Source organism: Candidatus Liberibacter africanus PTSAPSY (assembly GCF_001021085.1).
GTDB lineage: Bacteria > Pseudomonadota > Alphaproteobacteria > Rhizobiales > Rhizobiaceae > Liberibacter > Liberibacter africanus.
In genome coordinates, this window is record NZ_CP004021.1 from 430,252 (window position 1) to 443,197 (window position 12,946).

Genomic DNA, 12,946 nt, shown 5'->3' on the forward strand with positions numbered 1-12,946 from the left:
CAAATAATAGCCGTCTAATTATAATGGATTATAGATTTTACCTGATCAGATCCGCATCCTTGCAAATTAGCAAGATTCGTATCTAGATTCACAATTAACTTACATCCCCAAAATGTATTTTTATTTTCTCGTAATACCACTTTTTGTCCATGATCCCCAACCAATACCATAACCCTCTTTTGAAAATCAAAATAACCATTACTAGCCATGCTTGTAATGTCTCCTGATTTTATAACAATATTCCTTTCTATATCCATGCGATCAATTTTATTCCCATCATTATGATTCTTATTTTGATAATAAACAGTCATTTTTTCAGATTTTAAGACAAAATCACCTTGCGTTACCAGGACATTCCCCAAAAAAAGAGCCTCTCGAGCCACATCCTTAATCTCTAATACATCACTTTTAATATGAATTTTTTCATTTCCAAATACTTTAAATCTTGTCACATAAGGATTTGATGCTTGAGATAAATTAAATGTCAGTAATACAAATGCTAAAGTTACTAAATGTTTCCGTATATTATTCAAAAAAAAACTCATAAAAAAAACACTTTTATGCCCTAATTATTTTTTCCTCTGCAATATTTCAGGTTTCATTATGACCGACACATCCCCTACAAAAATTGCATTTCTAGAATTTTTGTCTATTTTGACGGATTGTGCGGAAATTACAAAATCTGAATGTGTAACTATCACAGGACTCGCACTACTTATAGCCAATTTATTAATATCTAAATATGCATTTTTAAAATCTAATTGAACATTATCCTTCAATATTATTTTAAAAGGTTGAGTAATATCCAAAACATTATTACGTAAATCAAGATTAGCAGAACTCGCAACAACCATCATATTATCATCTTTTTCTATAGGAATGCTTAGTTCAAAATTTTTTAAAAAAACAATATTTTTACTATTAAAACCAATTTTAGCATGCTCTGCCATCAATGAATATCTAACTTGATTTTCACTATAATCAGATAGAATAAATTTTTTCATAACCATCGGCTCAAAACCCAAAAAATCTACCAAAGGTTTAGAAAAATTGCGTGCATATTCCCACGAAGAAAAAGAAAGCCAACATATCATAAATATGGTTATAACAGGCAAAAAAAAATTCAAGAACCCAATAAACTTGACATGTTTACGATATTCCCTTCTTTGCGACGATATTTTACCTATTCTATCCAATTGATCTACATCATTCATGGTCATGGAGATAATTCCCTTAATGCCGTTGCGGTTACCTTTTTCAGTTATCCATATCATAATCGGAAAATTTAAAAATTTAAAACTTCAAAATAAAATTTCAAAATAAAATCAAGAATAATAACTTCAAAATAAAATCAAGAATAATATATGTGCAGAAAAATAAAATTCTTAATTTTTCATTCATGATACTGTGGCATGCATGTACACTATCATAGAAAAATTTTTGAACCACAAATAGGCGAGTTTTTTTTACATGAACATGATTTTAAAAAAAATGAAAACCCGACATTTCATATTCCTGTTAATAGCACTAGGAATATTGTATACCTTTCGGAATTCAATTATTGAAGATAAGACTCCCCATGTGGCAAAAATTACAATAGAAGGATTAATCGAAGAGAACAACGAATTATTAGATAGAATAGACAAAATTGATAAAGACGATTCTGCAAAAGCTCTCATTATATCCATATCATCCCCGGGAGGAAATGCATATGCAGGAGAGACAATATTTAAAGCCATCCAAAAAGTAAAACGTCATAAACCAGTAATTTCGGAAATTCGTGGCGTTGGGGCATCTGCTGCGTATATGATAGCTTGCGCCGGCAATTCTATCATCGCATCCGATACATCAATAGTTGGATCTATCGGAGTATTAGTCGAATATACAAATTATAAACATCTCTTCGACAAATTAGGAATATCACACAATTCCATTAAATCATCTCCGTTGAAAGGTGAGCCTTCTCCCTACTCAGCGGAGAACCCAGAAGCAACAAAAAGGATTCAAGAGATGGTCAATGATTGCTATTATTGGTTCGTGAAAATTGTTTCTGAAAGTCGTAATATTCCATATGATAAAGCATTATCTTTGTCCGATGGACGTATTTGGATTGGATATAAAGCTAAAAAATTAGGACTAGTAGACATCATAGGAGGACGTAAGGAAATCTGGGGAAAATTGAGAGATCTAGGACTAGACAAGAATGTTAAAATAATTAGACAATGGGATCCTCCGCAAAAATATTGGTTTTCTGGTTTGAAAAACCACTTAACATCCGCCCTAAAGGATGCTATCCCTTTTTATAAAAGTACAAATACTACGGTACTATTGGCGTTATGGAATCCTCAAGATTCGTGATATTGTTTAAAATAGGAAAATTATTATGATAAAGTCGTCCTTAATAGAGACAATTTCAAAAAAAAATCCTAAAATAAATCTCCTCGATGTTGAAAAGATAGTGAATATGTTGTTGGAAGAGATGACAAAAGCTCTCGCGAGTGGTGGACGAGTTGAAATACGAGGATTTGGAACTTTTTCTATCAGAAAGCGTGCTGCAAGATTAGCAAGAGCTCCACTCGCTAAAAAAGTAATCTCTGTTGAAGAAAAAATGGTTCCTTTTTTTAGATCTGGGAAAAATTTAAAAGAACGTCTCAATTGCTCAACAGTGGATAAGAATAAAAATTAGATACTTGTTGAATAATTTACGTTTACTCAACTTTATCTCAAAAAAGTTGAAGCAATAATTGCTCTAGTATGGTTTTTCCTCTTAGGTGTATACATCAAATGAAAATTTAGTTTCATCCCGGATTTTTTGTGCTATAAAATTTTCCGTCAAGATAGGATTTTCATCGAAAATTATTGATAAATATTAATCTGAAATTGGGCATAGTTACTGCAAAGTACTTTAAAGGTTTTGTAAAATGATTTCTAATCGTCGGATAATAATTTTTTCTCTCATATTTATTCTTTTGACATTAGATCAATCAAGTAAAATAATAATTAATTCTTATTTTAACTTACATGATCCTAAGCATATTTTCCCTTTTTTTACTTTGTATTTAACACATAACACTGGCATATCTTTTTCAATGCTTTCAAATATATCACCTATAATAATTGTAGGTATCCGCATTTTAATAATAGCTCTCATTATTTTTATATGGAATAAAAATACTACGAACAGAATCGCTGATCTAGGATACATCCTTATCATAGCTGGCGCATTGGGGAATATAGTTGACCATTGCTTATATGGTTACGTTATCGATTATATAATGTTACATACCAAAACATGGTCTTTTGCAATTTTTAACCTTGCAGATCTTTTAATATCTCTCGGGGCGTGTTCTATTTTGTATAATGATCTTATTATTAAACACAATCAAAAAGAAAAAAGCACTTCCCATCATTAAAAAATTGATTGTCAAAGAACAAATTATCGAATTGTTCCTTTTCCAGATTACCCCCCAGATATACAGGAAAAATTATCATATATGACAAATGATTTTTCAGATCCACTAAAATTTGTCTCCCAAGCAATGAATCAAGAAGACTTAAAATCTTCGACGCCGATGATGCGTCAGTACATCGAAATAAAATCTATTAATCCTGATAGTTTACTGTTTTATAGAATGGGAGACTTTTATGAGCTATTTTTTGATGATGCTTGCGTGGCATCTCGTTGTCTTGGAATAACTTTAACTAAAAGAGGCAAGCACTTAGGAAAAGACATTCCAATGTGTGGAGTTCCAATACATACCGCGAATCACTATATTCAAAGATTAATTAAAACAGGATATAGAATTGCTATATGCGAACAGATTGAATCCCCTCTTGAAGCAAAAAAACGTGGTAATAAATCTTTAGTGCAACGCAGTGTAGTTCGTCTTGTAACACCTGGTACAATTACCGAAGACCAACTACTTTCTCCAACAGATTCTAATTATCTAATGGCCGTTGCTCGTATTCGAACAGAGTGGTCCATTGCGTGGATTGATATATCAACAGGAACTTTTAAAACATCAAAATCAAATCGCCATAGATTAATTTCAGACATCATGCGCATAGATCCACGGGAAATAATTTTTTCTGAGAAAGAACTGTCGCATGCTGAATACAAGTCACTCTTTGAAACACTGGGGAATATCGCCATAGCACAACCAAATGTGTTTTTCGACCATTCAATTGCTGAAAGGCGCATCGCTGATTACTATAACATAACAACAGTGGATACTTTTGGGTCCTTTCCTCCGGTTGAAAAAACAGCAGTAGCAGCAGCAATTTCTTACATCAAAAAAACACAATTGGTAGATAAAGCAACTATTGGATATCCTGAACGAGAAGATATAAATTCTACATTATATATTGATTCTGCTGCTCGTTCCAATTTAGAAATCCTACGCACTCTTTCAGGAAATCGCGAGGAATCTCTTTTAAAAACCATTGATTATAGTATTACAGGCGCTGGAGGAAGGCTTTTTGCCGAAAGAATTGCATCACCTTTAACTGACTCTAAAAAAATTAATACTCGTCTTGATTCAATTGATTTTTTTATTCAAAATCTAATGCTAGCAAAGTCTATACAAAAAATATTAAAGTCTTCACCCGATGTTCCAAGAGCTCTTTCTCGTCTCAAAATTGGACGAGGAGAACCAAAAGATCTTGCTGTCATCCGCGATGGTATACGTTCTGGAAGGGATATTCTCAATATCCTCTTAAACAATAACCTTCCAGAAGAAATACGTGACGCAGTGGAAACATTAAAAAAGCTACCTGAATCTCTGGGAAAAATACTATTTTCAATGTTATCTGATAACTTACCAACTTTTAAAAAAGATGGGGGATTTTTACGCGATGGCGCAGATTCAACCCTAGATGAAACACGGTTGCTACGCGATCAATCCAAACGTATTATTGCATCTTTACAATGCAAATATGCCGAAGAAACAAAAATTAAAAATCTAAAAATAAAGCATAACAATCATCTAGGGTATTTCATTGAAGTAACTTCCAGTAATGCGAATATTTTAAAAAAAACCTCAGAACCTACAAATCGCTTTATACATCGACAAACTATGGCTAATTTAACTCGCTTTACCACCCTTGAATTGATTGACCTAGAGAATCGTATTGCCAATGCCATAAATAAAGCTCTATTAATTGAACTAGAGGCTTTTGATGCGCTCTCTAATGCTATAATAGAGAAATCAGCCGAACTGATCAATGCCTCACAGGTGATATCTATCATTGATGTATCTATTGCTTTAGCAGTATTAGCTAATGAACAAAATTATTGTCGCCCTATCATTGATAATTCAACAAAATTTATCGTACAAGATGGACGTCATCCAATAGTTGAAAAAACATTGAAAAAAAAATTTTCCAAACCTTTTATAGCTAATAATTGTGATCTATCCTGTCCTAAAAACAAAAATTGTGGAAAAATTTGGCTTATAACAGGACCTAATATGGGAGGAAAATCCACTTTTCTACGCCAAAATGCTCTTATTGTTATCATGGCACAAATGGGATCTTATGTCCCTGCGTCTTATGCCAATATTGGTATAGTAGATAAATTATTTTCACGCGTCGGTTCCGCAGATAATTTAGCAACTGGACGCTCTACCTTTATGGTAGAAATGATTGAAACAGCATCTATTTTAAATCAAGCAACCAATCAATCATTTGTTATTTTAGACGAGATTGGAAGGGGGACCTCTACATTAGATGGACTTTCTATAGCGTGGGCTACTATAGAATACTTACATGAAACTAATCGCTGTCGTGGGTTATTAGCAACTCATTTCCATGAATTAACGGATTTATCAAAAAGCTTAGAAAGATTGCATAATGCCACATTACAAGTTAGCGAAAGCAAGGAGGAGCTCATTTTCTTGCATAAAGTAATCCCAGGGATTGCTGATCACTCCCATGGAATACAAGTAGGAAAATTAGCAGGATTACCTTCTACAGTTATATCACGAGCATATGATATTTTGAAAATATTTGAAAAGTTATATTCCCATGATCAAAAAGAGATACATCCTCCAAAATATCAGATAACGGAATCGCAAAATGACATATCAAAAGAAAGCTCTCTTTTCATCGAAAAAATAAAAGAAATAAACCTTGATGAACTGACTCCGTTACACGCATTAAAAGAATTATACTCTTTAAAAGAGTGGGCTTTAGAAAAGTATCCCCAAGAAAAAAATTAAAACCACTTGTTCCATCTCTAAAAATCTAAACTACAACACACCATTACGAGATAGAAAAATATTAGTTACACTTGGTACAATAAAAAATAAATCATCCTATAAAGAGAAAGACATATTCCTATCTTCTAAATATCTTCTTCTCATGAATGTATAATTACTCTCCTTAATCCATATTATGTGCGACGTGTCCACCATCTTGTTTTCTTGACAGTAGAATCTGCACTATAACTAACATTATCCGTATCGGAAGTATTATCCAAAGTAATCGGCATAACATCAGAATTTTCTATCAATTCATGTGTGCTCTCTTCCGACAAAGAATGATTTATAAAAGCAGAAGGCTCAACCTCTGGCATATCGAATGAATCATCGACGACATTTTTAACAGAACCTAGCACATCAGATGCAACAACATCACCATGATCCACGACAGGACGTTTACGTCTACGTCTCCTTCTTCTTTTACGCACAATACCCGTAGATTCCTCAGATAAATCTTTCATATCCTTTAAATCTATATTTTGATCATTTGTACCTTGAATATCTTCCGATGGTTCTAAATTAAAAAATGGCGATAACATATCATCTTGCTGCGAACATTCAATGTTTTCATTATCCTGTATAGAACAGTTCTCTAATATTTGAGAATCAAAAAAATCAACCGTTTTATGCTCAATCGTTTCCGGAGACTGAACAGGAGAACCTTTTTCAATATAAAAAAGCTTATCGTCTAATTTTATATCAATCACAACATTAATTGAAACACCAAATCTGTTTTCATATTCAAAAATTGTAGCACGCTTCTGATTCAGTAAATATAAAACAACATCCGAATACGTATGGACAATAATATTGTGTGTGGCGCATCTTAGCAAATATTCTTGTATGCTTCTTAAAATACTTAATGCTATAGAAGATTGCGAACGAATATATCCCGCCCCTTTACAATTACTACACACTTTGGTGGTACTTTCTAAAACGGACGACCGAGTACGTTGTCGAGACATTTCCAAAAGTCCAAAATGAGATATAGATCCTATCTGAACACGCGCTCTATCCTTTTTCAAGCTTTCTTTAAACTTCTTTTCAACAGCACGATTATTCCTTTTATCCTCCATATCAATGAAATCAACAACTATTAAACCTGCTAAATCCCGGAGACGCAATTGACGCGCAATTTCTTCAGCCGCTTCTAAATTAGTTTGAAGAGCCGTGTCTTCTATACAATGTTCTCTGGTCGAACGACCTGAATTCACATCTATAGCGACAAGCGCTTCTGTCTGATTAATGATAATATAACCTCGCGATGGAAGCGTAACTTTCTCATGATGAAGAGAATCCAATTGAGCCTCAATGCCAGAACGCAAGAAAATTGGATGTGTCTCTTTATATTGCCGAACTATTGTAGCATAACTAGGCATTAAAAGCTTCATAAAATCCTTTGCTTCGCGATATCCCTTCTCTCCCGACACAATAATTTCTGATATATCTTTACAATAAAGATCACGAATCGCTCTCTTAATTAAATTACCCTCCTCATACACTAAATAAGGAGCAACAGAACTAATTGCCAATGCACGCACATTATCCCAAAGACGCATGAGATACTCAAAATCACGCTTTATTTCAATCTTCGAGCGTGATGCACCTGCTGTGCGCAAAATCACTCCCATACCTGCTGGCAACTCAAGTCCGCGAGCAATTTCTTTAAGATTATTACGATCGATAGGATTTGTTATCTTACGAGAAATAGTCTCTCCTTTAGGAGTATTCGGCATTAAAACAGAATAACGTCCTGCCAAAGAAAGGTATGTCGTAACGGCCGCACCCTTGTTCCCACGCTCTTCCTTAACGATCTGTACCAATAAAATTTGACGATTTTTAATAACTTCCTGAATGCAATATTGTCGCCTAAGCTTCTTAGAAACATTCTCTAAAGAATCATCTAGAACATCTTCCCCATTAGGAGACAAATTATTGTTTGTGCATATTGGAGATTCTTCCTGTGTTTCCTGAAGAGGGTTCGTTGCAGGAGTAATTCCCTCCAATTGATGGTCACTACCCAATTCATCGGGTGTATTACCATCATGAACTACATCATCACTATCCACTTGCGTAATATTGGACACTTTTAATAACGCCTGTCGATCAGAAAATGGTATTTGATAATAATCAGGATGAATATCAATAAAAGGAAGAAAACCATGACGATTTCCACCATAATCCACAAAAGCTGCCTGTAAGGAAGGCTCCACACGTGTCACTTTCGCTAAATAAATATTTCCTTTTATCTGTTTTTTATGCTCAGATTCGAAATCGAGCTCTTCGATGCGATTATCTCGCAAGACGACAACGCGTGTTTCTTCAACATGCGAAGCATCAATAAGCATCTTATTAGCCATAAATTTATCTCTCCTATGCATCAACCTATAAAAATCTGTTATATTTAAATAATCAGAAAAACGATTGATAGCACTTGATAACAAAGATATTTTGGACCTCAAATGCGCACTTAGTTAAGACACAAGGCACCTCCTTTTATAGCGCCACACAACTCCAAAAAACTCATGCGCATGAGTCAAACTAACTTGTAAATATATCCAAAGACCTTCCTAGCGGAAAAATCCAACGAAAACCTTCCTATCAACCATCAACATAAAGAAGACAGGAAACCCGATTTTTACATCGGGGAAACTCTTAGAAAACAACATACCACCTAAAAAAAAATGTTTCCAGATACCATATGTAGCCTAGTCGCAAAGGTAAATCCTTACTCTTTAAAATAACCACATAATTTTACCAATACATTGCTAAAAATAACAAAACCACTATCTACTAGTAAGTTCTATGTCCTAATATAGCAAGGGGGAAGAGACGTTTACTGATTATCAGGAATTTAATTGATTAATTTAGCAATAATTCTTTTACATAAAATTAAGGCTGTACAACAAGATATAGGGAAAATATTGTGTTTTTCTTGACAATCAAGCATAAAAACCTATCTTGGATAAAAGGCTACTATGGAATACCTAATATACAATTACATTGAACAAAACTTAGTTTTTAATCAAATACTTGATACCTTTGCAATCAAAATACTTCGGAGAATTTATATTGTATTCCCGTATAATTAGTTTCGTTGGATATTTTTTTGGATTTGCTACTTATTCTATTCTAGGTGCCATATTAGGGGCCAGTATTTATATAGCTAAAATTTCTCAAAATCTCCCTGATTATGCCGCTCTTAATTCGTATTCACCTTCTGTAACCACCAGAATCCATGCAGGGGATGGATCCCTCATCGCAGAATATGCAAAAGAAAATCGTTTGTTTTTACCTATTCAAATAATTCCTTCGCATGTTAAATATGCATTTGTTTCTGCTGAAGATAAAAATTTCTACTATCATTCAGGGGTCGATATCTTAGCTATAATACGTGCATCACTCCATAATATAAAAAACATTGGCCATGGAAGACGCCCAGAAGGCGCTTCAACTATCACACAGCAAGTAGCAAAAAATTTTCTATTGACCTCTAAGCAGACAATGGATCGAAAAATAAAAGAAATTCTCCTATCTTTCCGCCTAGAAAAAGCCTACGATAAAGAAAAAATCCTGGAGTTTTATTTAAATGAAATTTTCTTTGGATTTAATTCTTATGGAATAGCAAGCGCAGCTCTAACTTATTTTAACAAATCGGTAAGTGAGTTAAACATCGAAGAAGCCGCCTATCTAGCCTCCCTTCCTAAGGGACCAAGTAACTATGACCCTTTTCGCAAACATAAAGCAGCAGTTACTCGACGCAATTGGGTCATTGATCGCATGGAGGAAAATGGTTATATCACCGAAGAACAAGCTAGTATAGCCAAGAGTAAACCTCTTAAGATTACAAGTAAACAACGCAAATCCCACCTTTTTGGAACTGAATACTTTTCTGAAGAGGTCCGCCGTCAACTTATTGATCGTTATGGCGAAAAGGCACTGTATGAGGACGGCTTATCCGTACGAACATCACTTGATCCACAATTACAATTCTATGCACGCAAGGCTCTTCAAGACGGATTAATTACCTACGACCAACATGATGGTTTTCGCGGTCCTATAAAGCACATAGATTTAAAAAAATGGGAAAATTCTTTAGCTTCCATTCCTACCTTGTATGATGTTCCTGAATGGAACATCGCCGTTGTTCTAGAAGTCTCCAATTCGCATATAACTATAGGAATCCGTCCAACTGTCGGCTCAAATGAAAAAGAAAAAAAAGGTATAATTGAAACAGATTCGATGCGATGGGCTTATAATTCTTCCCCTAAGGATCAAGCCCTCGAATCAGAAAATCGCAATATTTTATCTCCTGGGGATGTAATCTATGTAGAACATATTAATGAAGGATGGAGACTACGTCAAATTCCAAAAGTACAAGGCGGATTAATCGCAATGGATCCTCGTACTGGACGCATTCTTGCAACTATAGGGGGATTCTCTTATTCACAGTCAGAATTTAATCGCTCTACTCAAGCAATGCGCCAACCCGGATCTTGTTTTAAGCCAATTGTATATGCCGCTGCGTTAGATAGTGGTTATACCCCCGCATCGGTAATTATGGATGGTCCGATTGAAATCGTTTCTAGAGGGAAAATATGGAAGCCTGAAAATTACAGCAAACAATCTTCTGGCGCTTCTACTTTACGCTTTGGTCTCGAAAAATCTCGTAACCTGATGACAGTGCGTCTTGCACATAATATGGGTATGGGCGTTGTAGCCGAATATGCCGAAAACTTTGGCATTTATGAAAAAATGCTCCCTGTTTTATCCATGTCCTTAGGAGCGGGAGAAACAACTGTGCTACGCATGGTCTCTGCTTATGCGGTTTTTGCCAATGGTGGTAAGCAGATTCGACCTTCATTTATTGATCGTGTTCAAGATAGGTTTGGAAAAACTATATTCAATCACGAGCAACGAATTTGTGATGATTGCAATTATGAGACTTGGAATGGACAACAAGAACCAGAAATAATTGATAACCGGGCACAAATACTGGATCCCATGACCGCCTATCAAATCACCTCTATGTTGGAAGGAGTTATTAAGCGTGGAACTGCCGCAGGAAAAGTCCGATTAAATAGACCTATCGCTGGGAAAACCGGAACAACAAGCAATTATAGAGACACATGGTTTATAGGGTATACCCCTACACTCGTAGCTGGAGTTTATGTTGGTTATGACATACCATCTCCTTTGAAAAATCATGCAACTGGTAGCACTCTTGCTGCACCAATTTTTAACGCATTTATGAAAGAAGCAATAAAAAACATCCCTTCTTCTCGTTTTGTTGTCCCACCAGGGATGAATTTATTCCCTATTAATAAATGGACGGGAATGTTATCTAAAAGGGGAGATCCTGATACAATAGTCGAAGCTTTTAAACCTGGAACAGGACCTGCAGAAACTTACACAGTCATTGATGACAATAGCAATGTTTCTTCTGATGAAATAATTCGTAGATCTCCTCAAGCTAATCAAGCAATTAATTCTGGTAGTGAAGGGCTATACTAAATATCTGTATATACGTACTATTATAAGAAAATAATTGCGAACCTTTTAATGAGTATAGAAAAAAATATGGCATCAAACGATACACAAAATACAATAAATGAAATAAAGCAAGCAATTGAAATCCTTCGGAGGTCTCTTTGACTGGGATAATGCAGTACAACGCTTAAATTTTCTGAACACCAAAGCCGAAGATCCAGACTTATGGCAAAATGTGACAGAAGCTAGGATGTTAATGCGCGAACGTCAGCATCTAGAGAATGCGATTTCTTCTATAAAAGAAATGCAAAATCAGCTTGATGATAATATCACACTTTTAGAATTAGCCTCGGAAGAGAATGACTATTATATACTACAAGAATCCTTCGAAAATCTCAAAACACTCAAATTAGAAGTAGAATACAAACAATTTGAAAGCCTTCTTTCTGGAGAGGCTGATTCTAACGATGCTTATCTCGAAGTGCATGCTGGAGCAGGAGGAACAGAAAGCCAAGATTGGGCAAACATGTTACTCCGAATGTATATGCGATGGGCAGAAAAACGAAAATTCAAAACAGAGACTATCGATGTTCACGATGGAGAAGAAGCCGGAATAAAATCAGCCACTTTACTCATCAAAGGACCTAGTGTTTATGGATGGCTAAAGGAAGAACAAGGAATCCACAGGCTAGTACGAATATCTCCTTATGACAGTAACTCCCGTCGCCATACTTCTTTTTCTTCGATATTAGTATATCCAGTTGTAGACGAATCTATCGAAATAGATATAAACGAAAGTGACTGCCGTATTGATACATATAGAGCTTCTGGAGCAGGAGGACAGCACGTCAATACAACAGATTCAGCTGTGCGCATTACACATAATCCAACAGGTATAGTAGTCCAATGTCAACAAGAGCGCTCTCAACATAAAAACAAAGCACAAGCTTGGAACATGTTGCGAGCTAAACTCTATGAGTTTGAACTACAAAAACGTGAAGAAATAAACAACATCAAAGAATCTTCAAAAACAGAAATTGGCTGGGGAAGGCAAATCCGATCATACGTCTTACAACCATATCAAATGGTCAAGGACTTGCGCACTAACATAGAAAAGTCTTCTCCTTTAGATGTTCTCAATGGAGATTTAGATGATTTTATGAAAGCAGCACTTGCAATTAAAAAATAATTTACAA

9 protein-coding genes are annotated in these 12,946 nt (G+C 35.0%); 6 read left to right on the forward strand and 3 right to left on the reverse strand.

The features are described from left to right. Positions 1-14: 14 nt before the first annotated feature. Both G293_RS01990 and G293_RS01995 read right to left on the reverse strand, forming a co-directional pair. The gene (locus G293_RS01990; protein ID WP_047264086.1) at positions 15-545 is read right to left on the reverse strand and encodes an LptA/OstA family protein; all 531 of its coding nucleotides are present in this window, start codon (positions 543-545) and stop codon (positions 15-17) included. A 24-nt stretch (positions 546-569) separates the two neighbouring features. Beyond that, positions 570-1,220, reverse strand: coding sequence for a hypothetical protein (locus G293_RS01995; protein ID WP_244464444.1), 651 nt, complete (start codon positions 1,218-1,220; stop codon positions 570-572). A gap of 316 nt (positions 1,221-1,536) precedes the next feature. Between G293_RS01995 and sppA the strand changes: the two genes are divergently transcribed. The 4 genes from sppA (at position 1,537) to mutS (ending at position 6,218) form a co-directional block, all read left to right on the forward strand. Then, positions 1,537-2,358, forward strand: a complete 822-nt coding sequence (sppA, locus tag G293_RS02000; protein ID WP_244464445.1) for a signal peptide peptidase SppA — start codon at positions 1,537-1,539, stop codon at positions 2,356-2,358. Positions 2,359-2,383: 25 nt separating this feature from the next. Further along, positions 2,384-2,686, forward strand: coding sequence for an HU family DNA-binding protein (locus G293_RS02005; protein ID WP_047264088.1), 303 nt, complete (start codon positions 2,384-2,386; stop codon positions 2,684-2,686). A gap of 235 nt (positions 2,687-2,921) precedes the next feature. Continuing rightward, on the forward strand, positions 2,922-3,413 hold the full coding sequence (lspA, locus tag G293_RS02010; RefSeq protein WP_047264089.1) for a signal peptidase II: 492 nt from the start codon (positions 2,922-2,924) through the stop codon (positions 3,411-3,413). An 81-nt stretch (positions 3,414-3,494) separates the two neighbouring features. Further along, entirely contained in the window at positions 3,495-6,218 is a 2,724-nt protein-coding gene (gene mutS / locus G293_RS02015) for a DNA mismatch repair protein MutS (protein WP_047264090.1), read from the forward strand. A 173-nt stretch (positions 6,219-6,391) separates the two neighbouring features. Here the strand turns inward: mutS and G293_RS02020 are convergent, their stop codons facing one another. Then, positions 6,392-8,620: an Rne/Rng family ribonuclease gene (locus G293_RS02020; protein WP_047264677.1), complete on the reverse strand. Its 2,229-nt coding sequence runs from the start codon at positions 8,618-8,620 to the stop codon at positions 6,392-6,394. 724 nt (positions 8,621-9,344) lie between these two features. Here G293_RS02020 and G293_RS02025 point away from each other — a divergent pair. Both G293_RS02025 and prfB read left to right on the forward strand, forming a co-directional pair. Further along, positions 9,345-11,774: a penicillin-binding protein 1A gene (locus G293_RS02025; RefSeq protein ID WP_047264678.1), complete on the forward strand. Its 2,430-nt coding sequence runs from the start codon at positions 9,345-9,347 to the stop codon at positions 11,772-11,774. Between the two features lie 66 nt (positions 11,775-11,840). Beyond that, positions 11,841-12,939 (forward strand): peptide chain release factor 2 gene (gene prfB / locus G293_RS02030; protein WP_102030492.1). Its coding sequence is split into 2 segments (ribosomal slippage): positions 11,841-11,912 and positions 11,914-12,939, totalling 1,098 coding nucleotides; the frame shifts between segments, so codons are not numbered across the junction. Positions 12,940-12,946: the final 7 nt, after the last annotated feature.

What these genes read in the sequence shown, in the direction of transcription:
- G293_RS01995 (WP_244464444.1), bottom strand. Translation starts at nt 1,220, where the DNA reads ATGACCATGAATGATGTAGATCAATTGGATAGAATAGGTAAAATATCG.
- mutS (WP_047264090.1), top strand. Translation starts at nt 3,495, where the DNA reads ATGACAAATGATTTTTCAGATCCACTAAAATTTGTCTCCCAAGCAATG.
- G293_RS02020 (WP_047264677.1), bottom strand. Translation starts at nt 8,620, where the DNA reads ATGGCTAATAAGATGCTTATTGATGCTTCGCATGTTGAAGAAACACGC.
- G293_RS02005 (WP_047264088.1), top strand. Translation starts at nt 2,384, where the DNA reads ATGATAAAGTCGTCCTTAATAGAGACAATTTCAAAAAAAAATCCTAAA.
- lspA (WP_047264089.1), top strand. Translation starts at nt 2,922, where the DNA reads ATGATTTCTAATCGTCGGATAATAATTTTTTCTCTCATATTTATTCTT.
- G293_RS01990 (WP_047264086.1), bottom strand. Translation starts at nt 545, where the DNA reads ATGAGTTTTTTTTTGAATAATATACGGAAACATTTAGTAACTTTAGCA.